Genomic DNA, 25,961 nt, shown 5'->3' with positions numbered 1-25,961 from the left:
AAAGGTGAAGCGGCATAAGCGGTTGCGAGAGGAACGCACAGTACGTCCCGCTGTTTCCTGTCGGCAACCATCGGGAAGCCTGGGGGCCCGGATGGTGCCGGAGAGGGATGCCTAGGGATCATCGCTTGCGGAAAAGTCCTTCCTGACGATGCCGTGACGCTGGAGTTTGTCATAGAAGGTTTTTCTTGGAATACCGAGCGCTGCGATCGTTTCCTGCACGTTGCCGCCATGGGTGGTGAGCGTTTCGCGAATGATGTCCGCTTCCAGCCGCTCCAGCCTTTCGGGGAGCGAGGCGGTTTCCGGTGCCCTTGCGGAAGGTGTCGTTGATGTGGCAGTCGGTGGCATCATGCCGAGCACGGCGCGTTCGGCGAAGTGGGAGAGTTCCCGCACGTTGCCCGGCCAGTTGTGATCGCGCAGGTGGCGCAGGATGCCGCCCGACAGCGTCGGTGCCGCACGTTGAAAACGCCGGGCGGCGCGTTCGGCGAAATAACTGAAGAGCAGCGGGATGTCGTCGCGCCGTTCGCGCAGCGGCGGGATGGTGAGAGAGACGACGTTGAGGCGGTAATAGAGATCCTCGCGGAATGCCCTGCGCTGTTCTGGATCGGCAAGATCGACCTTGGCGGCCGCAACGATGCGGATATCGACGGGGCGCACCTCGTTGGTGCCAAGCGGCGTTACCTCGCGCATTTCCAGCACACGCAGCAACTGGACCTGGGTCGAGAGCGGCATGCTCTCCAGCTCGTCGAGGAAGAGCGTGCCGCCGCTCGAATGCTCGATGCGGCCGATGCGTTTCTTCTGCGCGCCGGTAAAGGCGCCGGGCTCGTGGCCGAAGAGTTCGCTCTCGATGACCTGCTCGGGCAGGGCGCCGCAATTGAGCGCCACGAAATTACCCTTCGCGCGCCGGCTCCAGCCATGCAGCAGGCGCGCCACGACTTCTTTCCCGCTACCCGTTTCGCCGGTCACCAGCACATCGACATCGGTATCGGCGATCTGGCGGAGCGTCTGGCGCAGGCGATCCATCACGGGTGTCTGGCCGATCAGGGGGAAATCGTCCTCCGCCTGTCGGGCGGCGTCGCGAAGGCGGCGGTTCTCCAGCACAAGGCCGCGTTTTTCCGCCGCTCTGTGCACACACTGGATCAGTCGTTCGGCGGCGAAGGGTTTGGCGATGAAGTCGTAGGCACCATCCTGAATAGCCTTTACGGCTGTGGGAACGTCGCCGTGGCCGGTGACGAGGATGACGGGAATTTCCGCGTCGATCTGGCGGATGCGCTCGAAGAGCTGGAGGCCGTCCATGCCCGGCATGCGGATGTCGGAGACGACGACGCCGGAGAAATCCGCACCAAGAAGCGCCAGGGCTTCGGGTGCGGAGCTGAGGGCCTTGACGGCGAAGTCGGCGAGTTCCAGCGTCTGTGCCGTGGCGCGCAGCAGCGGTTTGTCGTCGTCGATGAGAAGAACGGGCGTGATCATTCGTCCACCTTTCTGAGATGGATACGGAAGCTGGCACCGCCGGAATCGCTCTCGACCTCCAATTGCCCGCCATAGTCGGAAACGATGTCCTTGGCGATGACGAGACCCAACCCCAGGCCCTTTTCTTTCGAGGTGTTGAAGGGCTCGAAGAGCTGGGTGAGGATCGCGTCCGACAGGCCGGGGCCATTGTCGCTAACGGTAATCGACACGATGCGCTCCTGGACTTCCACGATGACGTCGACGCGACCGTCGGCGCGGAGTTCGACGGCTTCCAGCGCGTTCTGGAAGAGGTTGATCAGCACCTGTTCCAGCCGCAGCCGGTTGCCGCGAACGCGAAGATCCGCTGGCAAGGGCGCGATGACGAGCCGCTCCAGCCGGCCGGTGAAGCGGCTGCGCAGCAGGAGGACCGCTCCGTCGATGACCTCGCGCACGGCGACCGGCTCCTCGGCGGTGCGGCCCTTGCGCGCCAGTGCCTTGAGGTCTTCCGTGATGGTGGCGATGCGGTCCGTCAGGCCGGCGATGTGGTCGAGATTTTCGAGAGCGGGCTCGGGTTTGCTGCGGCCGAGGAACACTTTCGCATTGTCGGCATAGGCGCGAATGGTGGCGAGCGGCTGGTTGATTTCATGCGCCACGCCGGCCGCGACCTGGCCGAGGATGGCAAGCCGGTTTGCCTGCACCAGATCCTGTTGCACGAACTGAAGTTTTGTCTCGGTCTCCCGGTGGTCGGCGATCTCGGCCTGGAGGCGGTCGCGTGCCAGGCTCAGATCTTGCGTCCGCTCGGCGACACGTCGCTCGAGTTCCTCGCGTGCTGTCTGTTCGTGCGCCATATTGGCGAACGCCCTCTGGCGGCGCCGCAGCCAGAATGCGGCGACAAGGCTGATCGCGCCGAGCAGAAGAAGTGCCAGGAGCCGGATCTCGCGCACGGCTGCGGCAACGGTCTCGCCCGTCGGGACGAGATATTCGAACTGCCACGGCGTCGTGGAGACTGGGGCGGCGATACGCAGGTAGGACTGCGCGCCACCGCCGGGCAGCAGGACGCGAAGAAGATTGTCCCCGGCCTGCTTTTCGAAGGGAAGCGGCGCGAGCGGCGCCTCGCCGAACTGGAGGCTTTCGCGGATGGCAGCCAGGCTGTCGGCCGGCAGCGGCTCGGTGGTCATGAAGCGCCAGGACGGAAGGCTGCTGATCAGCACGACATGGTTGGCATCCACCACATAGGAAGGGCGCTGCGTTTCGTGCCAGTCCTTTTCGAGCTGGTCGAATTCCATCTTGACGACGACCACGCCGAGCGGTGCGGCCGCCGGGCCGATCCGATGCGAGATGTAAAGGCCGGGCCGTTTGCTGACCGAGCCGAGCGCGAAATGCTCCGCCGTGCCGTCTTTCATCGCGCGGGAAAAATAGGCGCGGAAGGAATAGTCGTTTCCGACAAAACTGGTCGGCTCGCGCCAGTTGCTGGCCGAGACCGCGACGCCTTTGGTGTCGATGACGTAGATCACCGCCGCGCTCGTGCCGGTGACGAGCTCCTCCAGCTTTCGGTCGAGAAATTCACGTTTGCTGGCCGCGGTGTTCGTCAGCGCATCCGTGACGTCCCGGTCGCGGGAAAGCAGGAAAGGCAGCGCGCGTGGCCGTTCGAGAACGGCGCGCAGAAGGGCAACCTTGAGGTTCGCCTCGGTTCGTCCCTGTTCCTCCAGGGATGAAAGCGCCGTGGCCCGCCCATAGAGACCAGCCGCATAAAGCGCGCCGAGCGACAGGACAAGGAGAAGGGCAGCGAAGGCAAACCACTGCCGACGTGTCGAGCGGGAGAGGTCCGCGGACCTGTGGTTGGCCGAAAACACATCCATGATTGGATTTGAGCATAAAGCCGCACTATTCTCAATGCGAATAGTGCGAATTTCCGCACATTCCTGGCGCCGAATTCTGTGATTTCAAAAATATGCCAATCATAGCAAAGGCTTAATTCGCGCTTTGTCACTTGGCACGCCGCTTGCTGAACTTATCGCAGTTACAGCAAGTCACCCCGGGAAGAGCCGGTTTTCCGGTTGGGGTGCGAAAGGAGGAAGCCGTGCATATCTCGTCCGCCGTCACGGAAACGCGTGACCCGAAGCCTTTCTACACCCACCTCTATTTCCAGGTGATCGTCGCCATCGTCGCCGGTATGCTTGTCGGCCATTTCTATCCCGATTTCGGCGCCGGGCTGAAGCCGCTTGGCGATGCCTTCATCAAGCTCGTCAAGATGATTATCGCCCCGGTGATCTTCCTGACCGTTGCAACCGGCATTGCCGGCATGTCGGATCTGAAGAAGGTCGGCCGTGTTGCCGGCAAGGCGATGATCTACTTCTTCACATTCTCGACGCTGGCGCTCGTGGTCGGCATGCTCGTCGCCAATGTCGTGCAGCCGGGAGCGGGCATGCATATCGACCCGGCGTCGCTCGATGCCGACGCGGTCGCGACCTATGCCACCAAAGCGCATGAATCGACCATTACCGGCTTCCTGATGAACATCATTCCGCAGACCATCGTCGGCGCTTTTGCCGAGGGAGACATCCTGCAGGTGCTGTTCTTCTCGGTGCTCTTCGGCATCGCGCTCGGCATGGTCGGCGAGCAGGGCAGGCCCGTCGTCGATTTCCTGCAGTCGCTGACGTCGCCGATCTTCCGTCTGGTCGCCATTCTCATGAAGGCGGCACCGATCGGCGCCTTTGGCGCCATGGCCTTCACCATCGGCAAATACGGCATAGGCTCGGTCGCCAACCTCGCCTTCCTGATCGCCACCTTCTACCTCACCGCGTTCCTCTTCGTTTTCGTGGTGCTGGGGGCGGTCGCAAAATACAACGGCTTCTCGATCCTAGCGCTCATCCGCTACATCAAGGAGGAGCTGCTTCTGGTCCTCGGCACCTCTTCCTCCGAGGCGGCGTTGCCGGGTCTGATGCAGAAGATGGAGCAGGCCGGCTGCAAGCGCTCGGTCGTGGGCCTCGTCATTCCCACCGGCTATTCGTTCAATCTCGACGGCACGAACATCTACATGACGCTGGCAGCACTCTTCATCGCGCAGGCTGTCGATATCCCGTTGTCGATCGGCGACCAGATCCTCTTGCTGCTCGTCGCGATGCTGAGTTCGAAGGGCGCTGCCGGTATTACCGGCGCGGGCTTCATCACGTTGGCTGCGACCCTCTCGGTCGTGCCCTCCGTACCGGTTGCCGGCATGGCGCTGATCCTCGGCATCGACCGCTTCATGTCCGAATGCCGCGCACTGACCAACTTTGTCGGCAATGCAGTCGCGACGATCGTCGTCGCTCGCTGGGAAAACGAACTTGATGTCGAAAAGCTGAATGCGGCATTGAATGGCGGCGTCACGGAGACATTTGTCGAGACGCCGGTCCTCCAGCCGGCCGAGTGATCCGGAGTCCGAAAAGCAACAACCCCGCATGAGCGGGGTTGTTTGTCCATGCCTAAGCCTGTTGCCGGGCGGTATCGCCCGCCGGTTGCTGCACGATGCCCGCTGCCTGCTCGCACACCTCCACATGCCGTGCCAGCGCCTGATTGGAGAGGATGGCGCTGATCGTGGTGATGTCACGGCCCTGATATTTGGGCATCTGCTGGGCGACCTTCAGTCTTTCCAGTAACGCTAGACGGCTCATGACACTCTCCTTTTCAGTGGTTTTGGCGTGTGCCTCCTTGTGGGAGACCGGTGGTCGGCTGGGTCCTTCTTCGGGGTTGCCCATCGCCGCATAGGCGCGGCGGTTGAAGCTGTGGTCGATCAGGCGGCCTTCTTGCCGGCGTCGAACGGGATCTCGATGTCGACGGCAAGCGTCGAGACTTGTGCCCCGCGCTCCATCTTGATCGAAACCTTCTCGTCGTCGACCTGCATGTGCTTGGAAATCGCCTTCAGGATTTCGTCGCGCAGCTTGTTGACAAGATCGATGTCGCCGGTGGCGGCGCGCTCATGGGCGAGCAGCACCTGCAACCGCTCGCGGGCGGCCGGTGCCGACTGGCCCTTGGAAAAGAAGCGGAACAGGTTCATGCCGCCTTCCTTCCGAAGATCTTGCCGAAGAATCCGCGCTTGTCGCCGGGAATGGTGATCGGCAGGTTTTCACCCTTCAGGCGACGGGTCGCTTCGAAATAGGCGAGCGCCGGGGCGCTGCGGGTATCGGCGAGCGTCACGGGGGCGCCGACGTTGGAGGCGCGCAGCACGTCCATGCTCTCGGGAATGATGCCGAGCAGCGGGATGGAGAGGATTTCCAGCACGTCGTCGACCTTCAGCATGTCGCCGCGCTCAGCGCGCACGGCGTCGTAGCGGGTGAGCAGCAGGTGCTTTTCGACGCGCTCGCCGTTTTCCGCCTTCAGCGTCTTGGAATCGAGCAGGCCGATGATGCGGTCAGAGTCGCGAACCGACGACACTTCCGGGTTGGTCACGACGATGGCGATATCGGCATGGCGCATGGCAAGCGTTGCGCCGCGTTCGATGCCGGCCGGGCTGTCGCAGATCACCCAGTCGAAGGCGTTCTTCAGCGCTGCAATGACCTTCTCGACGCCCTCAGGCGTGAGGTTGTCCTTGTCGCGTGTCTGGGAGGCCGGCAGCAGGTAGAGCGTCTCGACGCGCTTGTCGCGGATCAGCGCCTGGGTGAGCTTGGCTTCGCCCTGGATGACGTTGACGAGGTCATAGACGACGCGGCGCTCGGCGCCCATGACGAGATCGAGATTGCGCAGGCCGACGTCGAAATCCACGACCACGACCTTTTCGCCATTCTGCGCCAGCGCGGCGCCGAGGGCTGCCGACGACGTCGTCTTGCCGACGCCGCCCTTGCCCGATGTGACAACGATTACCTTACCCATGTACCTCTCCAGTGGTTGGGAATTCTGTTCAGCCGAGTGTCGCGGCCGTGATTTTTTCGCCTTCGAGCCAGATCTGCGCCGGCTTGCCGCGCAGGGTCTCTTCCATGTCGTCGGCCGTCTTGTAGAAGCCGTCGATGGCAATGAGTTCCGCTTCCAGCTTGCGGCAGAAGATGCGGGCGCTGGCATTGCCGGTCGTGCCGGCCATGGCGCGGCCGCGCAGCGGGCCATAGACGTGGATCGAGCCGCCGGCGACGACTTCCGCGCCCGAGGCGACCGAGCCGATGATGGTGACGTCGCCTTCCGGGAAGAAGATCGACTGTCCCGAACGCACCGGCCGCGAGACGACGAGCGACGGCGTGACGGTGGCCGGGGTGACGACCGGCTCGACCATGGCGGTCTGGACCGGTTCGGCCGATTTCGCCTTACCGGTGGCTGCCTTCTCCTCTTCCGCAGGTGCCTCGAAATCGGCGGCCGGGCGGCCGTCGGTCATGGCGGGCGGCATGTCGGGGCCAAGCTGCGAGGTGCGGGCGCCCTCGATGCCCATGACGCGCACATTGCGGGTCGAGAGTTCGCTGACGAGATCGCGCAGTTCCTGACGGTCGATATCGAGGCCATCGACATCGAGCACAACGGGCCGGCGAAGGAAGAACCCGGCCGAACGGGCGGCCAGATCGTCGAGCCGCACCAGCCAGTCCTGGACGGGCAGCTCTGGGGTCAATGCGAGCGCAAGGAAGGAGCGCCCCTTGAGGCGGATCGGCCGGGGTTGAGTTAACACGTCAGTCATCTTGGTTAATTTTCGGTTGCTCCGGTGTAGCTGTGAAATGGTTAACAAATGGTTAATTTACAGCGCTGGCTGGTGCGAGGCATGCCGTGCCACAATGTGCTGTTTGGCGCATGCGCGCGCGATGCCGAAGCCGGAACGTTAATTTAAATATTTGAAAATATTGTGTTCTTCTGGAAGTACTGAAATGCGCCGTCGCGTGGCGGCCATCATGGCGGCGAACAGGCGGCCCTCGCGATGCTGCCATGGTGGTAAGCGGAGGCTGGGAAACACGGTCGGCACGCGAAAGGCCGGCCGTCGCGAGGCTTGGACGGGCCGGCTCGGGCCGCTGCTTTAGCCGCATTCCGCGCCAAGGCGGAGCCATCTCGGGCAATCGCGCTTTTGAAAGATGATTCGGGGCTGCCTCGGGAGGCAGCGATTCGTATCGCTCAGGCCGGCGCGTCCGATGAGGCGCGCCGGCCTATGCCGGTCTTATTTTCCGGCGTTGTACTTGGCGTCGACTTCGTTGATCGCCTGGACGTTGCCGGCCGAGCGGCCGTTTTCGTCAAAGGTCTGGGCGAGATAGGCGTCGGCGATGGCCTTGGCCAGTTCCGAGCCGATGACGCGGGCGCCCATGGTGATGATCTGGGCATTGTTGGAAAGGGCGGCGCGCTCGGCCGAATAGGTGTCGTGCGTCAGCGCGGCGCGAATGCCCGGCACCTTGTTGGCCGAAATGCAGACGCCGATGCCGGTGCCGCAGACGAGGATGGCGCGGTCGTATTCGCCAGCGATGACGGCCGAGGCGACGCGATCGGAGAGGGTGGCGTAAAAGGCATCCGGGCCGGCATCGGTGCGCGAGATTTCGTGCACGTCATGGCTGGCCTTCAGGTGGTCGGCAAGGATCTTGGCAAGGCCTTTGCCTGCGCTGTCACCGGCAATAGCGAGTTTCATGGGAGTTCTCCTTTTCAGATGGTGGTGGCGCAGCGCGCCAGGATGTCGAGATAGCCTTCGACCTTCCAGGCCGAGCGGCCGATGAAGAGCCCGTCGATGTCGGGGCAGGCGATCAGTTCTTCGCAATTCTGCGGGTTGACCGAACCGCCATAGAGGCAGGGAATGCGGCGGCCGAGCACATCTTCCGCCACCTTTGCGATTTCCGCATGGCGGGCATTGGCATAGTCGGCGGTGGCGGGAATGCCTTTTTCGCCGATCGCCCAGACAGGCTCGTAGGCGAGAAGGATTTCAGCCTGCTTCTGGGCGCCCTGGAGCTCGCCGAGCGCGCCGCGCACTTCCTTGGCGAGCACCTCGTCCGCACGGCCGCTTTCGCGGTCGGTCAGGGTCTCGCCGATGCAGATCAGCGGCACGAGGCCATGGCGCACGGCGGCTTCCGTCTTGAGGCCGACCGTCTCGTCCGTCTCGCCGAAATGTTCACGGCGCTCGGAATGGCCGAGCTCGACGAGATCGAGATTGCAATCCTTCAGCATCACGGGCGAGACTTCGCCGGTCCAGGCGCCGTCGTCGGCCCAGTGCATGTTCTGCGCGCCGACCTTGACGGAGGTGTCGGCGAGCAGCGCCTTAACCTCGCGCACGGCGGTGAACGGCGGGATGACGAAGCGCTGGATGCGGGCATTGCGGCCGCCGTCGGCCGCCTTCAGGCCCTCGGCGAAGCGTTTCGCCTCGGCAAGCGTCTTGTTCATCTTCCAGCTCGTGCCGACCCAGAAATTCCGGCCTTGGCTCATGGTGTTGTCTCCTTGGCGATGCGGACCACGGTCTTGCTATCGTCGACTTGGGCGCCAAGTTCGGCCGATGTGTCGTGGGGCAGGGGTTTGTCGGAAATGACGGTATCGAATTCGGCGATATCGGCGAGCACATGCAGTGCCGTGTGGCCGAAGCGCCTGCTGTTGATCATGAGGCAGGTCTGGCGGCTGGAGGCCATCATCGCCCGCTTGGTGCGTACGACGGCCTCGTCCATATGGTAGGCGAGCCGGCCGGATGCGGCAGGCGCAGAGATGAAGGCGATGTCGGCGCGCAGGCGCGACAGCGCTTCTTCCGTGACGATGCCGAAATAGGCGTTGAACTTGGAGGAGTAGACGCCGCCGAGGCCAATCAGCGTCACGCCGGAAAGACCCTTGGCGCGCTCCATGATCGCAGCATTGTTGGTGATGATGGTGATCGGCTTCCTGTCCGCGAGCACGTCGCCGAGCACGGAGGCCATCGAGCCGTCGTTGATCATCACGGTCATGCCGGGCTCTACAAGCTCGGCGGCCGTCTCGGCCAAGGCCCGCTTGACATCGGCCTCCTGCAATTCCCGGAACCGGAAATCGCTTTCGAACTGCGTGCCGGCATCGATCGTCGCGCCGCCGCGCACCTTGCGCAGCACGCCAGCCCGTTCGAGGTCGTCGAGATCGCGGTGGATGGTCATCTTGGAGACGCCGAAACGCTCGGCGATATCATCGAGTTCGACGGCACGGCTTTCGACGAGCAGATTGATGATCTCCTGCCTGCGCTCTTCCCGTTTCACCGCGTCCTCCCGCTGTCCGCAGTTCTATAACATCATTCTTGGCAGAATATAACATAGAAATTGTGATTTTGTGATTTTCTATGCGGAGCTTTGTAGCAGCGTGCGCGCTGTCCGTTCATCCGTGATCAGTCCATGGAGCTTGTGGCTGTGCAGAACGGCGCGGATCGCTTCCGTCTTGGACCGGCCGCCGGCAATGGCGACGACCCGGTCGCCGCCTTCTTCCGAAAAGGAGGCCGCCAGTGTGCGCGCCGTCACCGATGTCTCGAGAATGCGGCCCTTGCCGTCGAAGAAATGCCCGAGCAATTCGCCGACACCACCGAGGGCGACAATCTCCTCCAGCTCGTTCGGTTGCAGCATGCCGGAGGTGACGAGATGCGCCTGGTTATCCACCGTGCCGATGCCGACGAGTTTCAGATCGGCATTGCGGGCGAGATTGAACACCTCGCTGACGCCGCGCTGGGAGAGCAGGACCTCGCGGTCTTCCTCCGTATTGGCGAAGAAGGGCACGGGCATCACATAGGCCTGTGTGCCGGTCTTGGCCGCCAGACGGTGCATGACATCGTAGGGATTGGCGGCATAATTGCGGGTGAGACCGCCGAGCAGCGAGACGAAGCGGGTGCCGCCGGCGCTGATGCGCGGCAGGTGATGCACGGCGGCCGACAGTGTGCGCCCATGACCGAGCCCGATCACGGCGACTTCGCCGCGCTCGATTTCGCGTCGCAGGAAATCCGCGCCGACATGGCCGAGCGTCGTCAACGCCAACGCATCGTCGTCGACATCGGGCGCGACTTCACAATAATCGAGGCCGTAGCGCTTGGAGAGTTCGACCTCCAGATTGACGCATTCGGCGATATCGCCGTCGATGCTGACCTTCACCACGCCCTCTGCGACCGCGCGCGCGATCAGCCGGTGCGCCTTCACTGAGGGAATGCCGAGGCGCTTGGCGACGGCGGACTGGGTGAAGCCCCCGATGTAATGCAGCCAGGCGGCGCGGACGGCGAGGGAATCTTCATTGTCGGTCATCGGCGATGTCCTGTCCTGCTCGAGCAAGCGAAAGCGCTTTCAGGTCCAGTCTTAGCAAGCAGCCCTGTTACGGTCAGCCCAGCTTGAGATCGGATGCACCGGTATCGATATGCGGCGCCCAGAAGGCGATGCTTTCGGCGATCTGCGGAATGACTTGCCGGTCGTTCGGCTCGCGCTCCTTGAAGGAGAGTTCGAGGCAGATCTCGTTGTCATCAGCACCGCCCTCGGCAAAGGCCTTCAGCAACGGTTCCGGCTGGATGCGGCCCTTGGCGTTGAATTCGGCGGTGAAAGGACGGTGGCCGCCCTTGTCCATCAGGCTCTGCTTGATGTGGATGATCGGCGACACTTTCGGCACGGCGCGCGCCCAGGCATAGGGTTCATAATCGTCGGGATTGCTGGAGGTGACGTCGCCATGGTCGATATCGGCCATCATCCACATGGGGATCGCCATGTCGGCGGCGGTCAGGCGGTCCTGAAGCTTGATGCATTCGGCGATGGTTTCGCCGAACTCGCGGCCTATGCTCATCGGCTCCCAGAACACATAGGACAGGCCGGCACCTTTCGCGTGCTCAGCCACCTCGGCCCAGCAGTCGATGGCGATCTGGATCAGCTCCTCACGGCGGACCGGATCGTCGTAATCCTTGTAGGTGAAGATGGCGAATTGCGTGCCGACCGAGGTGCCGCCGAGATCGCCGATGATGTCGGCGAAGGTCTTGAACCAGTCGACATAGTAGCGGCGTACATCCGCATCGGGATGGCCGAAATGGTTGAGGCGGCCATAGGGGCCGGTCATGCCTGACGTGATGCGCACGCCGGTGCGCTGAAGCGCCTTGTCCATCTGGTGAGTCAGCCGGCGGATCGTCGCGGCGTTCCAGCTCGGATTGATGAATTCATGCGTGAGCTGGAGGTCGCGCAGCTTCAGGTCGCGTGCGACGGTCTCGATGAGATCATCGGGATCGGCGAAGCGGTTGACCAGCGGATTGGTGTTGAGCGAGAGTGTCAGCGGCATGGGAACCTCAGGCCGCAGCAAGGCGGGCAGCATTGAACCAGTCGGCGAAGGCCGCGCGTTCGGCTTCCGTCAGGTGCAGATAATGTTTGGTGCGGCGGTAGAGCACGTCTTCCGGGCGCTCTGCCCATTCGCTGGCGACGAGGTAACGTGCTTCCGCCTCATAGAACTGTCCACCGAAATGCCGGCCGAGGCCGTCAAGGCTGGTCGCATTGCCGACGATCGTCTTGGTGCGAGTGCCGTAGAGCCGGCCGTAATGCTGCACGAGCTTGCGCGGCATCCAGGGGTAGCTGTCGCGCAGGCTGTTGGCGAAGGTCTCGTAATCGGCCCCCGGCATGTCGCCACCCGGCAGCGGGGCCTTTTCCGTCCAGTCGCCGCCCATCTTGGGGAAGATGTGCTGGAGGCGATGCATGCCACGCTCGGCGAGCTCGCGGAAGGTGGTGATCTTGCCGCCGAACACGTTGAGCAGCGGCGCGCCGCCGGTCTCGTCGAGATCGAAGACATAGTCGCGGGTGACGGCGGAGGGGTTGCCCTTGCCGTCGTCGAACAGCGGGCGCACGCCGGAGAAAGAATGCAGCACGTCCTGCCGGCGTAGCTTCTCCTTGAAGTAGCGGTTCACCGCCTTCAGCAGGTAGTCGATCTCCGCCTCGTCGGCCGAGACATCCTCGGCGCGGCCCTCATAGGCGATATCGGTGGTGCCGATCAGCGCCTTGTCGCCCTCATAGGGGTTGATGAAGATGACGCGCTTGTCGTGGTTCTGTACGAGATAGGCATTCGCACCGGCCCAGAACTTCGGCACGATGATATGGCTGCCCTTGACGAGACGCACATTGCGCGACGAGTTCGAGCCGGCGACGCGGTTGATGACGTCGGAGACCCAGGGGCCGGCACAGTTGACGAGGCATTTTGCGCGGAAGGTTCTGGTTTCGCCGGTCGTGCTGTTCTTCGTCGTGACCGTCCAGGCGCCGTTTTCGCGGCGGGCGGAAGTGGCGGGCGAGCGGGTGAGCACGACGGCGCCCTTTTCGGCGGCGCCTATGGCGTTCAGCGTGACGAGGCGGGCGTCATCCACCCAGCAGTCGGAATATTCGAAGCCACGCGTGTACTGGTCGAGGATCGGCGTTCCCTCGGGGTCGCGCTTGAGATCGAGCGTGCGGGTGCCCGGCAGCTTCTTGCGGCCGCCGAGATGGTCGTAGAGGAAGAGGCCGAGGCGCACGAGCCAGGCCGGACGATCCTCAGGGCTATGCGGCAGCACGAAGCGCATGGGCCAGATGATATGCGGGGCGGCATTGAGCAGCACTTCGCGCTCGATCAGCGCCTCGCGCACCAGGCGGAACTCGTAATATTCGAGATAGCGCAGGCCACCATGCACCAGCTTGCCGGAGCGCGAGGAGGTGCCCTCGGCCAGGTCGTCCTTCTCGCAGAGCACGACCTTCAATCCGCGGCCCGCCGCATCGCGGGCAATGCCGGCGCCGTTGATGCCGCCGCCGATCACGAAGAGGTCAATAAGCTCGGGCTCGTTCATTTGGGTCTCCTTCAGCGCCAGCCGGATAGGGCGGCGCACTTGTCGTTTCGTCAGCGTGCGGCCAGGATGTCCCAGGCCGGCGCGATGCCCCGGCGCACCTCGGAATAGGCGGCGAAGAGGCGGTTCATGCGTTCGGTGTCTTCCGGTTTCGGCTGCTCGGCATCGCCAAGCTCCGGGGTCACCCAGTCGGCGATGCAATCGTCCATCGTGCGGTAGGCGCCGATGGCGACAGCCGCCATCATCGAGGCACCGGCCGCACCCGCTTCCTCGCGGGTGCTGACACGCACCGGCGCGCCGAGGGCGGCACCCAGCGTGTTGCGCAGCGAGGCCGAGCGGGCCGCACCGCCGCTGACGCGCAGTTCGGAGGGCAGCGCCCCCATGGCAGCGTAACAATCGCGCGTCGCCATGCCGAGGCCTTCGACGACGGCGCGGACGAGATCGGGATAGCGGTGGCGGCTGGCGAGGCCGGTGAAATTGGCGCGCGCACGGGCATTGACGAAGGGGCCGCGTTCGCCGGCCTCGGAAATATACGGGTGATAGAGCACATTGCCCGGCTTGCTTGCGGCAATCCACCGGTCGACGCGGCCGATCATATCGTTGAGGGCGACGGTCACGCCGAATTCGCCGAGCAGATCGGCGCCGAGCTGGAGCAGCCAGTCGAGATTGATCGTCGCGCCCATATTGGTCTGCACCTGGGTGACGATGCCGGGGATGGGCAGCGCGATGACATAGCCGGTGCGCTCGGCGTTCAGCACGACGTCGGCCACGGATTTCGCCTGGAGATGCACGCCTGTCGAGCCGATGGCGGAGCAGGCGGCGTTGCGGCCCTCGCTGCGCACGCCGGCGCCAAGCGCCGTCATGCACATGTCGACATAACCGAGACAAACCGGCGTGCCGGCCTTGAGACCAGCCGCAGCGGCGGCTTCCGCCGTCAAGGGATGCGTGGTTTCGGTGCCCTCGAGGACTTCGGGCAGCAGGTTGCGGCGGTGCGTCAGGCCGAGCGCGGCGAGCACGTCGCCATCATAGCAGCGGGTGCGGAAATTGCCGAAGGTGAAGCTCGCCTCGGAGGGGTCGGTGGCGCGCACGCCCGTCAGGTTGAGGTAAAGCCAGTCCTTGCAGTGCATCGCGGCTTCCGCGCCAGCAAGCAATTCCGGAAAATGGCGGTCCATATGGGCAAGTTGCGTGCCCTGCTGGCAGGTGTTGAGGCCGGTACCAGTCGCCTCGAAACGCTGGCGATCGGCAGCGCTGGCGGCAAGGCGCTCGACGGTCGGGGCGGCACGGGCATCGAGCCACAGCCAGGCATCGCCGACAGGGCGGTTGCCGGCGCCGACGAGCCAGGTGCCGTCGCCCTGGGCGGTGACGGCAATGGCGGCAGCGCGGCCCGCAAGGTCGGGGACCTTTTCGCCGAGACCGCGCAAGGCGCGCGTACAATCGAGCCAAGTCTGGTCGAGGGATTGCGTGACGGAAGCGTCGTCGCTGGTCTTGTAGCTGTTGCGCACGGAGGCGCTGGCGATCTGGCGGCCGGAAAGCGTGAAGGCGACGGCCTTCATGACGGAGGTGCCTGCGTCGATGCCGATGATCAGGTCTGCCGTCTCAGTCATGATGCGCACCCGCGCAGCCTGCGACAGCAAGCGTCGCTTCGCCTGATCCGAAACAAAGCATTCCATCCTCCCGATCGTCTTTCGCTGAAGCGCATGGTGTTCCGGCCGTCTCGGCCAAGGTCATGGCGACCTTTCAAGGAATGTACCACGAGATCTCGCGAACCTCACGAGAAAACATACCATAAAGTTATCACATGTCTCGTAAAATTTTTCGCACATCGAATTATTTTTCAGATATGCTTGATGTCAAAGATAGCCGCTGTTGCGGAAGGCGAGCCACGTCCCGACCGTGGGTGCTTTTCGCTCCAATTCAGGGATTGGTGGGTCTCTTGATTTCGTCTGGGCGCCTGAACTCCGAAATTTATCGAGCAAAAACAGCTCTGGTTTATCTTCGCTGATGCGGAATAAGGTTTGCTTGATATCTCGACCAATTGGGCGATTGTCTGCGTTGTGTGCCTGTGCGGCGTGGGTGGTGGTACGAAAAAAGAAACTGAATTGTTTTAAGGTAGCCGAAAAACATCGATTGACAGCCTGTGATAAGTTAACATACATATCGGGACATATCACACACATATATCGCAACTGCGAAAAAGTGTGCACTGCAGCGCAAGGCGGATGAGGAGATCAGGCCGGCGCCGTTCATGGGGAGGACATCATGACATGTTCTGTTTGGAAGACATCGATATCAGGCCGCAGCGCCATAGATGTGCCTCTCAGCCCGTTCCTGTCGCCGAACCCCTCCCGGCGCAACCGCTGACGCTTCCATCGTTCAACCGCAAGGCCAACCGACATGACTGACGCCACGCTCCAGAAATCGTCTCAGCCCGCCCGCAGCTACGGCTGGATCGGCATCGCCGCCGCCGTCGTGCTGGTCGGCGCCATGGCCTTCGATACCAAGATCGTGCAGATCGGCTCGGAAGCCGACGTTCAGGTTCAGAAATTCTCGCCGGAAGCCTTCGGCACGGAGCAGTTCCCGCTTATCAAGCAGAGCGTCGAGACGCGCGCGGCCGATGCGGTCGAGCTGGCACAGGCCATCGCTGCCGACAAGAAGGCGGCCAGCGAGAAGTACGGCGTCAAGACCTCCACCGGCCCAGTCTTCCCGGTCAAGTTCACCGGTGTGATCGGCGAGCGCAAGGCGAACTATAATGTCGTCGCCGTCGAAGGCCTTCCGGCCGAACTGACGGTGCGCGTCCAGACCGGCCCGGCGCTAAATGGCACGGATCTGCGCGACGCGACCGGCCAGATCGAATTCGGCCAGTTCAAGAACCAGATCGAATACCAGGATGCTGGCTCGGCGATCAACAACGAGGTCAAGAAGGTTGTTCTCGGCGGCATCGACCCGGCCGCCCTTTCCGGCAAGACCGTTTCCGTCATCGGCGTCTTCAAGCTCGTCAATCCCAAGAGCTGGATCGTCACCCCCGTGAGGTTCGACGTCCAATGAGCGCGATCCCGGAAGCCGGCCCGAAAGGCGAAGTCGTTCTTGCCGCGCGCAACGTGGCGAAGTCCTATGGCAGCGTGCATGCCCTCAAGGGCGTGAATTTCGATATCCATCGCGGGCAGGTGACGACCCTGTTCGGCGAAAACGGCGCCGGCAAATCGACGCTGATGAAAATCCTGTCCGGTGTGGTCAAGCCGACATCGGGCGACATCATTCTCGATGGGGAATCGGTCGTTTTCGCGTCATCCTCCCAAGCACGTGACCGCGGTATCTCCATCATCCATCAGGAGCTCAGCCTGGCCCCGAACATGAATGTTCGCGACAACATCTTCATGGGTCGCGAAATCATGACCTCCACGGGCGTGGACTTTGCTGAGGAAGAGCGCCAGACGCGCCTCCTGATGGAAGAACTCGAAGAGGACATCGATCCTCTGACGCCTGTCGAGGACCTTCGCCTCGGCCAGCAGCAGATCGTCGAGATCGCGCGCGCGCTCTCGGTCAATTCGCGCATCCTGATCATGGACGAGCCGACCTCGGCGCTCTCGGCCTCCGAAGTCGAGGTGCTGTTCAAGGTCATTCGCGACCTCACCAGCCGCGGCGTGTCCATCGTCTATATCTCGCACCATCTCGAAGAAGCCTTGCAGATCACCCACCATGCGGTGGTGCTGCGCGACGGCACGATGACGGCCTATGCCGAGCGCAAGGACATCGATCTCGAATGGATCGTCCGCCACATGGTCGGCGACAATTTCGACCTCGGCTCCCCGCCGACCGGCTATGATATGGGCGATGTCTCGCTCGCCATCGAGGGGCTGACGGTTCCCGATCCGGGCGGTGCCGGCTATTCGGTTGTCGATGGCATGTCGCTGTCGGTACGCGCGGGCGAAATCGTCTGCATCTACGGCCTGATGGGTGCCGGACGCACGGAACTGCTCGAAACCGTCGCGGGCCGCCTGAAGGCCACGGCCGGCAAGGTCGTGCTGAAGGGCAGGGATGTCACCGGCCAGACGATCGCACAGTGCATCCGTGACGGTCTCGTGCTGGTACCGGAAGACCGGCAGCGCGACGGCCTGGTGCAGACCATGACCGTCGGCCGCAATCTCTCGCTTGCCAGCCTCGGCGCTTTCACGCGCGGTCTCTTCACCTCCACGTCGCGCGAAGGCGGGCTCGTCGATAGCGCGATCCGCAAGGTGCATATCAAGACGGATGGCGGTGCAGCCCCGATCGGCTCGCTCTCCGGCGGCAACCAGCAGAAGGTCGTCATCGGCAAGATGCTGGCGACGGACCCCGATGTCATCCTGCTCGACGAGCCGAGCCGCGGCATCGATATCGGCGCCAAGGCCGAGGTCTTCAAGCTGCTCGCCGAGCGCGCCAGGCAGGGGCTCGCCGTCGTCTACACGACCTCGGAAGTCGGCGAATGCCTCAGCATCGCGCATCGCATCATCGTCATGCGGCGCGGCCGCATCTCCGCCGAATTCGGTCCCGACGTGACCAAAGAACAGATCATGGCCGCCTCGGGCGAAGCCGTGCATGCCCATTAGGAGCGCTGAAGCCATGTCAGTCACACCTGCAATCCAGACCAAGGCAGCGGCAAGCGGCGGCAAGCGCAAGAAGAGCCTGATCGAGCTCCTGTTCGAAGGCCGCGCCTTCTTCGCGCTGATCGCCATCATCGTCGTCTTCTCGCTGATGTCGCCCAACTATTTCACGGTCAGCAACTTCCTGATCATGGCCTCGCATGTCGCCATCTTCGGCCTGCTCGCCATCGGCATGCTGCTGGTCATCCTGAACGGTGGCATCGATCTCTCCGTCGGCTCGACATTGGGCCTTGCCGGCGTCGTGGCGGGCTTCCTTATGCAGGGCGTGACGCTGCCGCAGCTCGGCATCATCCTCTATCCCTCGGTCTGGGTCGTCGTAGTGTTGACCTGCCTGCTCGGCGCCGTCGTCGGGGCGGTCAACGGCGTACTCATCGCCTATCTCCGTGTACCGGCCTTCGTCGCGACGCTTGGCGTGCTCTATGTCGCCCGCGGCATCGCGCTCCTGATGACCAATGGCCTCACCTACAACAATCTCGGCGGCCGCCCGGAACTCGGCAATACCGGTTTCGACTGGCTCGGCTTCAACCGTCTGGCCGGCGTGCCGATCGGTGTCCTCGTGCTCTTCGTCTTCGCCATCGCCTGCCACATCCTGCTCGCCCGCACGGCCTTCGGTCGCTGGCTCTATTCCTCGGGCGGTAATGAGCGTGCGGCGGAACTGTCGGGTGTCCCGGTCAAGCGCGTGAAGATCACGGTCTATGTTCTCTCCGGCATCTGCGCCGCCGTCGCCGGCCTCGTTCTCTCCTCGCAGCTGACCTCCGCAGGCCCGACCGCCGGCACCACCTATGAACTGACGGCGATCGCCGCCGTCGTCATCGGCGGTGCCGCGCTGACGGGCGGTCGCGGCACGGTCATCGGCACCATGCTTGGCGCCTTCGTGATCGGCTTCCTGTCGGATGGCCTCGTGATCATCGGCGTCTCGGCCTACTGGCAGACGGTTTTCACCGGCGCCGTCATCGTTACCGCCGTTCTGCTGAACAGCGTGAAATACGGCCGCCGCTGAGACCAGCGACGACCGACACCAACTGACTGCTATCGGGAGAGGCGGACCATCCAGTGGCCCGGTAGCGGAAAGTATTGCCGAAAATCGGCGTAACCGAACTCAACAAAGGGAGTGAGACCATGTTCAAAAAAGGTATGCGTGTACTCTTCGCGGCAACTGCCGTCATGCCGCTGCTGTTCAGCTCTGCCTGGGCTGAAGGCCTGATCACCGTCATCGTCAACGATCCGTCGAACCCCTACTGGTTCACGGAAGGCGAAGTTGCCAAGAAGACCGCTGAAAGCCTCGGCTACACGGCCAATGTCGGCGCCCACAAGGGTGACACGAACACCGAGAGCAACCTCGTAGACACCGCCATCACCAACAAGTCTGTCGCGATCATCCTCGATCCGGCAAATGCTGACGGTTCGGTCGGTGCGGTGAAGAAGGCCGTTGCCGCCGGTATCCCGGTCATTCTCGTCAATGCCGAAATCAACCAGGAAGGCCTTGCCAAGGCGCAGCTCGTCTCGAACAACGCCCAGGGCGCGGCCCTCGGTGCCCAGCAGTGGGTCGAAGCGGTCGGCGACAAGGGCAAGTATGTCGAACTCTTCGGGGCTCCTTCCGACAACAACGCCGCAACGCGTTCGAACGGCTACGAAACCGTGCTGACGCAGTATCCGGATCTCGAAAAGTCCGGCAAGGAAGTGGCTGACTGGGATCGCACCAAGGGCCATGCCAAGATGCAGTCTCTGCTTCAGGCCAACCCTGATATCATCGGCGTGATCAGCGGCAACGACGAGATGGCGCTCGGTGCCATTGCAGCGCTCAAGGAAGCCGGCAAGCTCGAGCAGGTCAAGGTCGGCGGCTTCGACGGTTCGCCGGACGCGGTTGCTGCCATCAAGGCGGGCGAACTGCAGTACACCGTCCTCCAGCCGGTTGCCGTGTTCTCGGAAGCAGCCGTCAAGCAGGCTGACAACGTCATCAAGAACGGCTCGACCGGTGTCGATACCGAAAAGCAGCTCTTCGATTGCCTGCTGATCACCAAGGACAATGTCGACAAGTACACCGCTCCCTTCGTTCTGAGCGAGTAATCGATACCGGGAGCGCCTCTTCGGGGCGCTCCCACCCTCCGGACCGGGCCTCCCGGCCCAGCTTGGCATTTTCCTTGCCGCCCGATACGAGATACGAAAGCTCTCACCTCGAAGCATGGCAGGATCTCCCGTGAACAAGAAAGTCGACGTCAAGGATTTGCTCTCGGAAGAGCTTCCGAGCGACAGCCGGCATGCGCGCCAGCTCGTGCGGCGCCAGATGATCGCCGAGACGGTGATCGCCGAGGGCTCCATCCGCATCGAGGACCTGACCGAGCGCTTCGGCATCAGCCTCATGACGGCGCACCGCGATGTCGATGACCTCGTCAGCCGCGGCCTTTTCCGCAAGACGCGCGGTGTCGTTTCGGCGGCACCCACCAGCCTGATCGAATCCTCCGATGCCTACCGCGCGACCAAGCAGGCCAAGGAGAAAAAGGCGATCGCCAAGGCCGCCATGCAGTTCGTCGAGCCGGGGCAGGCGATCTTCATGGATGACGCCACCACCGTGCACGAGATGACGCGCTTCCTGCCGGCCAAGGTGCCGCTGACGGTCATCACCAATTCGCTCGTGCTGATCAACGAGCTGAAGGAGGTCGTTGATCTCAACCTCATCTGTCTCGGGGGGCAGTTCTACCATTGGTGCAATGCCTTCATGGGGCACATCACCAGCAACGAAATCCGCCGGCTGCGCGCCGACACCGTGTTCATGTCGCTTTCGGCCATCGTCGACGACGTGGTCTACCACCAGTCGCCGGAGACGGTCGCGACCAAGCGGGCGATGTTCGAAAGCTCGTCGAAGCGCGTGCTGCTGGCCGACCGCACCAAGTTCGAACGGCGCGCGCTGCACCACTTCGCGACGCTCGAGGAATTCGACGCCGTGATCGTCGATGAGGATATCCCGATCTCCCACCTGTCGCGCATGCGCTCGAAGGGGATCAACGTCATTGTGGCGGACGGGGAGCGGTCCGGCTGAGGGTTCCGCTGTTGCGGATACCTTGATGCTCGGTGCCATCTCTCCTTCGCTTGAGAATGGAGACAGCGATGCCCTGCATCATGGGTATAGACAGCGGCCTGACGGTGACCAAGGCCGTGATTTTCGATGCGGATGGAACGGTGCTGGCGATTGCCCGTCGCCGCGTTCCCCAGCTCATTCCGGCCCCCCAGCATATCGAGCGCGACATGGACGGCCTGTGGGCCGCGACGGCGGATGCCATCCGCGAAGCAGTCGCCGCTTGTGGTCGTCCGGCCTCCGATATCGTGGCGATTGCCGCGACGGCGCATGGCGACGGCATCTATCTGCTCGACGGTGACAAACGACCGCTTGGCAATGCCATCGTGTCGCTCGACACCCGCGCCGATGCGATCGCCGATGCATGGAACGACAGCGAGATCGGTGAGCAATCGCTGACGCTGACCGGCCAGAAGCCGCATGCCTCCGCGCCCTCCGCCCTTCTGCGCTGGATCCGCGATCACGAGCCCGAGCGCTATGATCGCATCGCGCATTTCATCGCCGCGAAGGACTGGCTGCGCTTTTGCCTGTGCGGGACGATCGGTACCGACCGCACGGAAGCCAGCACATCCTTCACCAATGTCCTGACGCAGGATTATGCCGATGATGCCTTCCGCCTTTTCGGGCTGGATCGGCTTGCCGGGCGGCAGCCGCCGATGGCCGGCTCGACCGAGATCGTCGGCGGCGTGACGGCGGAGACTGCGCGCCAGACCGGGCTTGTCGCCGGCACGCCCGTCATGGCCGGCCTGCACGATGTCACGGCATCGGCGCTCGGCATGGGCGGGTATGGTGAGGGCGTGGTGGCGGTCATCGCCGGCACCTATTCGATCAACGAGACGGTCTCGCCGGTGCCGAAGGTCGATGGCCGTTGGTTCTGCCGCAACGGCATTCTGCCGGGTGAGTGGAACAACATGTCCATCTCGCCCGCGTCGACCGCCAACTACGACTGGTTCATCGACCAATTCTGCTCTGCCGATGCAAAGGCGGCGGAAGCCGCCGGCGAGAGCATCCATGCGATCCTCGGCAAGGAATTTGAAGTCGCGCGCGACCGTTCCTCCAGCGCCTTCTTCCACCCCTATCTCTTCGGCTCGCCCTTCGGCGGCGCCTCCAGCGCCGGCTTTTACGGTCTCAACGCCTGGCACGACCGCGGCGATCTTGTGCGCGCGGTGCTAGAGGGCATCGCCTTCAATCACCGCGTCCATGTCGATGCGCTGCGGGACGGCTTTGCGCCTAAATCGGCCCGCCTGACCGGCGGTATCTCGCGCAATCCCGCCATGGCTGGGCTGTTTGCCGATATCCTCGGCCTGCCGGTCACGGCGACACGCACAGAGGAGGCCGCCGCCTGGGGGGCTGCGCTCTGCGCGGGTGCCGGCGCCGGGCTCTTTACCTCGCCGACCGACGATCCGCGCGATCTCGCGTCGATCGAAACCACCTACCAGCCGGATCCCGACCGGCGGAGAGCCTATGACGAGAAATACCGGGTCTTCCTCGATCTCGCCGGGGCCATGAAGCCGCTCTGGCCGGTGCTGCGGCGCCTGGGCGCAAAGAACTGACAGGAATGCCCATCATGACGGATCCCACGGTCGAAACTTTCGACGTCATCATCCTCGGCGCCGGCATCAACGGGGCGGGGCTCTTTCGCGATCTCTGCCTGCAGGGCCTGAAATGCCTTGTTGTCGACAAGGCCGATTTCGGCTCGGGCACGAGTGCGGCCCCCTCACGCCTCATCCATGGCGGCATCAAATATCTGGAGACCGGCGAACTCGGCCTCGTCGCGCAATCGACGCTGGAGCGCAACCTGCTTTTGCGCAACGCGCCGCATTGCGTCGAGGCGCTGCCGACCTTCATTCCCTCCTTCTCGCTGATGAAGGGAGCGTTTGCGGCCCTGCGCACGCTGTTCGGCTCGACGACGGCACCGCGCAGCCGCGGCGCCGTGCTCATTAAGATCGGCCTTGCACTCTACGATCTCTATGGTGCCCGCCACCGCGTCATGCCGAAGCACCAGTTCTTCTTCCGCCGCAAGGCGCTTGCGGAAATGCCGGAAATCACCCCGCGCATCGTCGCGGGCGGAATCTATTACGACGCCAAGATCAGCCGGCCGGAACGTCTCGTCTGGGAGTTGGTGCGCGACGGTCTCGATGCCAGCCCGGCCTCGTCCGCGATGAACGACACCACGTTGCTCGGGCAGGCCGACGGCGTGCTGCGCTTCAAGGATCCGCGTGGCGGTGAGCGCAACGTTCGCGCCGGCATCGCGGTCAATGGCGCGGGGCCGTGGATCGATGCCGTCAATGCGACGCTCGGCATTTCGGGCAAACTGATCGGCGGCACCAAGGGTTCGCATATCCTGCTGAGGCACCCCGCTTTGGTGAAGAGCCTGAAAGGCCGGATGATCTATTTCGAGGCGGACGATGGCCGTATCTGCCTTGTCTATGATTTCCTTGGTCTCGCGCTGGTCGGCTCGACGGATATCAAGGCCGACAACCCGGAGACGGTGCGCTGCGAGGAGGACGAGGTCGATTATTTCCTCGCCAGTCTCAGTTCGCTCCTGCCGAAGCTGGATTTCAGCCGCGACCAGATCGTCTATGCCTATAGCGGCATCCGTCCGCTCCCGGCGTCGGACGCCAGCAATCCCGGACTGATCAGTCGCGACCATTCCGCACCCGTCGCGGAGCCAGGCGAGGGGCGGCCGTTTCCGGTCATCTCGCTCGTCGGCGGCAAATGGACGACCTTCCGCGGCTTTGCCGAGGAGGTGGCCGACACGATCCTCGCGCGCATCGGGCGCAGCCGAAAGACCAGCACGCAGATGCTGCCGATCGGCGGCGGGCGCGGTTTTCCTGTCGATGATACGGCGCGCCGTAGCTGGATTTCCGAGCGCGCGGCGAACAGCGGCCTGTCTGCTCAGCGCATCGAAGCCCTTCTCGCCCGCTACGGCACGACGGCCGACGCGGTGCTCACCCATATCGCGCAGGTCGGCGATGCGCCGCTGCCCCATGTCGATGGTTATGGGCGCGCGGAAATCGACTGGATCGTGCGCAACGAAATGGTCGGCCATCTCGCCGACATCGTTCTGCGCCGCACGACGCTCGCCATCGAAGGCAAGGTAACTGCGGCCGGCTTGAACGAGATTGCCGATGTCGCGGCGGCAGCGCTCGGCTGGGATGAGGCCCGCCGCGCCACGGAGATTGCCGCGACTGCCGAGCATCTGACGGCCTTCAACCGTGTAAACCTTTGAGGTTTCACGGTCCGGAGACTGCGTCTTCGCTCTTTTCTCCGCGCTGTCCCTGTTGCATCTTCATGGCATGATCGCCTGCGGGAGGAACCAGTGACCAAGATCGTCGACGACCCCGAAACCTTTGCTGCTGCAGCACTTGCGGGCTTTTCCCGTATCTACGGGCGCTATGTCCGGCTGGTTAAGGGCGGCGTGGTGCGCTCCACGGCGGTGCCGCAAGGCAAGGTTTCGGTTATCGTCGGCGGCGGCTCCGGGCACTATCCGGCCTTTGCCGGCTATGTCGGGCCGGGCATGGCGGATGCGGCCGTCGCGGGGGAAATCTTTGCGTCGCCGTCGACGGCGGCGGTTGCCCGCGTCTGCCGCAATGCGCATTGCGGCGGTGGCATCCTGCTTGGCTTCGGCAATTATGCCGGCGACGTGCTGAATTTCGGCGTGGCGGCTGAGCGCCTGCGCGCCGAGGGCATCGATGTGCGCATCGTCACCGTCACGGACGATGTGGCGAGCGCTCCGGCGGATCAGCATCTGCGCCGGCGCGGCATCGCCGGCGATTTCGTCGTCTTCAAGGTCGCGGGCGCTGCGGCGGAGGCGGGGCTCGAAATCGACGCCGTTGAACGCATCACCCGGCATGCCAATGACCGGACCTTCTCCTTCGGTGTCGCCTTTGGCGGCTGCACGCTGCCGGGCGCCACGGAACCGCTCTTCACCGTGCCGCGCGGCACGATGGCGCTCGGCCTCGGCATCCATGGCGAGCCGGGCATCCGCGATGCCGAAATCGTGCCCGCGCGGGTGCTGGCAGAGTTGCTTGTCGAGACCATTTTGGCCGAGCGCCCGGTCGGCGCGCGCCGTGCGGCCGTGCTGCTGAACGGTCTCGGCGCCACCAAATATGAAGAGCTTTTCGTTCTCTGGGGTGCGGTGGAAACCCTGCTTCAGGCATCAGGTGTTGATGTCGTGGCGCCCGAGGTCGGCGAATATGTGACGAGCCTCGACATGCAGGGTTGCTCGCTGACGGTCCTGTGGCTCGATGTGGAACTGGAGCACTATTGGCTCGCGCCATGCGACACACCTGTCTTCTGTCGCGGCGAAACCTTCCGCACGGAGCCGGCCGCGGTTCGTCCGGGTACCGATGACGAAGCACCGGTTTTTGGGCCCGCATCCTCGGCGTCGCGTGAGAGCGCCCGCTGCCTTGCCGGCATTCTCGATGCCATGGTCTCGGCGCTGAGCGAGGCGGAGATCGAGCTTGGCCGGATCGATGCCTTTGCCGGCGATGGCGACCACGGACAGGGCATGCGCCGCGGCGCGACCGCCGCCCGCGAGGCGATCCATCAGGCCGTGGCGGCCGGTGCTGGTGCCCGAAGCGCGCTTGCGGTCGCCGGCGACGCCTGGGCTGACCGTGCCGGCGGCACCTCCGGCGCCATCTGGGGTCTGCTGCTGCGCTCCTGGAGTTCCGCCTTCTCTGACGAGGCGGCATTCGAGGATGCCGATGTGATCCGCGGTGCGCGCATCGCCCTCGACGATGTGATGCGCCTGGGCGGCGCGAAGCCCGGCGACAAGACGCTGGTGGATGCCTTCGTGCCCTTTGTCGCCGCGCTGGAAACCGCCAAGGCCGATGGCCTCTCGCTGAAGGACGCCTGGCAGAAGGCGAGCGCGACGTGCCGGCAGGCGGCGGAGGCGACCGCGCCGCTCTCGCCGCGCCTTGGCCGCGCCCGCCCGCTTGCCGAACGCAGTATCGGCCATCCCGATGCCGGCGCCGTCTCGCTGGCTCTTATCGCCACGACGATTGCTGCCCGTCTCTGACGGTTTTTCGGCGCCAATATCCCATGTCTGATGTGACATTGAGCTGAAAGTCGCGTGACGTTCGGCTCTTTACCGTTTGCGGATCGCTGAGAAGATTAAATATTTCAA

22 protein-coding genes are annotated in these 25,961 nt (G+C 63.7%); 9 read left to right on the top strand and 13 right to left on the bottom strand.

What is annotated here, in order from left to right; all coding sequences use genetic code 11:
* Positions 1-111 precede the first annotated feature (111 nt).
* Entirely contained in the window at positions 112-1,467 is a 1,356-nt protein-coding gene (locus tag MUU55_RS22160) for a sigma-54-dependent transcriptional regulator (RefSeq protein WP_244762948.1), read from the bottom strand.
* Positions 1,464-3,305: a sensor histidine kinase gene (locus MUU55_RS22155; protein WP_244762947.1), complete on the bottom strand. Its 1,842-nt coding sequence runs from the start codon at positions 3,303-3,305 to the stop codon at positions 1,464-1,466. The genes MUU55_RS22160 and MUU55_RS22155 overlap by 4 nt, the downstream gene beginning before the upstream one ends.
* 221 nt (positions 3,306-3,526) lie before the next feature.
* Here MUU55_RS22155 and MUU55_RS22150 point away from each other — a divergent pair, with 221 nt between their 5' ends.
* Positions 3,527-4,858 (top strand): dicarboxylate/amino acid:cation symporter, encoded by a 1,332-nt coding sequence (locus tag MUU55_RS22150; protein WP_425314214.1) that lies wholly within the window; start codon positions 3,527-3,529, stop codon positions 4,856-4,858.
* A 52-nt stretch (positions 4,859-4,910) separates the two neighbouring features.
* On the opposite strand, the gene MUU55_RS22145 is transcribed toward MUU55_RS22150, so the two are convergent.
* From MUU55_RS22145 to MUU55_RS22095, 11 genes are all read right to left on the bottom strand, one after another.
* Positions 4,911-5,099, bottom strand: a complete 189-nt coding sequence (locus MUU55_RS22145) for a hypothetical protein (RefSeq protein ID WP_244762946.1) — start codon at positions 5,097-5,099, stop codon at positions 4,911-4,913.
* A gap of 119 nt (positions 5,100-5,218) precedes the next feature.
* Positions 5,219-5,482 (bottom strand): cell division topological specificity factor MinE, encoded by a 264-nt coding sequence (gene minE / locus MUU55_RS22140; RefSeq protein ID WP_244762945.1) that lies wholly within the window; start codon positions 5,480-5,482, stop codon positions 5,219-5,221.
* Positions 5,479-6,294 (bottom strand): septum site-determining protein MinD, encoded by an 816-nt coding sequence (minD, locus tag MUU55_RS22135; protein ID WP_117370198.1) that lies wholly within the window; start codon positions 6,292-6,294, stop codon positions 5,479-5,481. The genes minE and minD overlap by 4 nt, the downstream gene beginning before the upstream one ends.
* A gap of 28 nt (positions 6,295-6,322) precedes the next feature.
* Positions 6,323-7,078, bottom strand: coding sequence for a septum site-determining protein MinC (gene minC, locus MUU55_RS22130; protein ID WP_244762944.1), 756 nt, complete (start codon positions 7,076-7,078; stop codon positions 6,323-6,325).
* Positions 7,079-7,546: 468 nt separating this feature from the next.
* Positions 7,547-8,005, bottom strand: a complete 459-nt coding sequence (gene derI / locus MUU55_RS22125; protein WP_244762943.1) for a D-erythrulose-4-phosphate isomerase — start codon at positions 8,003-8,005, stop codon at positions 7,547-7,549.
* Between the two features lie 14 nt (positions 8,006-8,019).
* A complete protein-coding gene (locus MUU55_RS22120) occupies positions 8,020-8,790 on the bottom strand; it encodes a triose-phosphate isomerase (protein ID WP_244762942.1) in 771 nt (256 codons plus the stop codon).
* Complete coding sequence (locus MUU55_RS22115) at positions 8,787-9,572, bottom strand: DeoR/GlpR family DNA-binding transcription regulator (RefSeq protein ID WP_244762941.1); 786 nt, start codon at positions 9,570-9,572, stop codon at positions 8,787-8,789. Before MUU55_RS22115 ends, MUU55_RS22120 begins: the two co-directional genes overlap by 4 nt.
* Positions 9,573-9,650: 78 nt before the next feature.
* Positions 9,651-10,595: a sugar-binding transcriptional regulator gene (locus tag MUU55_RS22110; RefSeq protein ID WP_244762940.1), complete on the bottom strand. Its 945-nt coding sequence runs from the start codon at positions 10,593-10,595 to the stop codon at positions 9,651-9,653.
* Positions 10,596-10,668: 73 nt separating this feature from the next.
* A complete protein-coding gene (locus MUU55_RS22105) occupies positions 10,669-11,604 on the bottom strand; it encodes a sugar phosphate isomerase/epimerase family protein (protein ID WP_244762939.1) in 936 nt (311 codons plus the stop codon).
* A gap of 7 nt (positions 11,605-11,611) precedes the next feature.
* Positions 11,612-13,123: a glycerol-3-phosphate dehydrogenase gene (locus MUU55_RS22100; protein ID WP_244762938.1), complete on the bottom strand. Its 1,512-nt coding sequence runs from the start codon at positions 13,121-13,123 to the stop codon at positions 11,612-11,614.
* Between the two features lie 50 nt (positions 13,124-13,173).
* Entirely contained in the window at positions 13,174-14,724 is a 1,551-nt protein-coding gene (locus tag MUU55_RS22095) for an FGGY-family carbohydrate kinase (RefSeq protein WP_244762937.1), read from the bottom strand.
* Between the two features lie 790 nt (positions 14,725-15,514).
* Between MUU55_RS22095 and MUU55_RS22090 the strand changes: the two genes are divergently transcribed.
* The 8 genes from MUU55_RS22090 (at position 15,515) to MUU55_RS22055 (ending at position 25,853) form a co-directional block, all read left to right on the top strand.
* On the top strand, positions 15,515-16,165 hold the full coding sequence (locus tag MUU55_RS22090) for a DUF2291 family protein (protein ID WP_244762936.1): 651 nt from the start codon (positions 15,515-15,517) through the stop codon (positions 16,163-16,165).
* Positions 16,162-17,703: a sugar ABC transporter ATP-binding protein gene (locus MUU55_RS22085; protein WP_244762935.1), complete on the top strand. Its 1,542-nt coding sequence runs from the start codon at positions 16,162-16,164 to the stop codon at positions 17,701-17,703. The genes MUU55_RS22090 and MUU55_RS22085 overlap by 4 nt, the downstream gene beginning before the upstream one ends.
* 13 nt (positions 17,704-17,716) lie before the next feature.
* The gene (locus MUU55_RS22080) at positions 17,717-18,757 is read left to right on the top strand and encodes an ABC transporter permease (protein ID WP_117370189.1); all 1,041 of its coding nucleotides are present in this window, start codon (positions 17,717-17,719) and stop codon (positions 18,755-18,757) included.
* A 119-nt stretch (positions 18,758-18,876) separates the two neighbouring features.
* Positions 18,877-19,824 carry a D-ribose ABC transporter substrate-binding protein gene (locus MUU55_RS22075; RefSeq protein ID WP_117370188.1) on the top strand — a complete coding sequence of 316 codons (948 nt, stop codon included), beginning with the start codon at positions 18,877-18,879 and terminating at the stop codon, positions 19,822-19,824.
* Positions 19,825-19,939: 115 nt separating this feature from the next.
* Positions 19,940-20,794: a DeoR/GlpR family DNA-binding transcription regulator gene (locus tag MUU55_RS22070; protein ID WP_425314213.1), complete on the top strand. Its 855-nt coding sequence runs from the start codon at positions 19,940-19,942 to the stop codon at positions 20,792-20,794.
* A gap of 68 nt (positions 20,795-20,862) precedes the next feature.
* Positions 20,863-22,383, top strand: coding sequence for an FGGY-family carbohydrate kinase (locus tag MUU55_RS22065; RefSeq protein WP_244762933.1), 1,521 nt, complete (start codon positions 20,863-20,865; stop codon positions 22,381-22,383).
* Positions 22,384-22,397: 14 nt separating this feature from the next.
* A complete protein-coding gene (locus MUU55_RS22060; protein WP_244762932.1) occupies positions 22,398-24,062 on the top strand; it encodes a glycerol-3-phosphate dehydrogenase/oxidase in 1,665 nt (554 codons plus the stop codon).
* Between the two features lie 90 nt (positions 24,063-24,152).
* Complete coding sequence (locus tag MUU55_RS22055) at positions 24,153-25,853, top strand: dihydroxyacetone kinase family protein (RefSeq protein ID WP_244762931.1); 1,701 nt, start codon at positions 24,153-24,155, stop codon at positions 25,851-25,853.
* The last annotated feature ends 108 nt before the right edge of the window (positions 25,854-25,961 follow it).

The organism is Shinella curvata, assembly GCF_022899935.1.
GTDB classification, from domain to species: Bacteria; Pseudomonadota; Alphaproteobacteria; order Rhizobiales; family Rhizobiaceae; genus Shinella; species Shinella curvata.
Note: the sequence above shows the minus strand (reverse complement) of the source record. Positions and strands in the feature narration are given on the sequence as shown.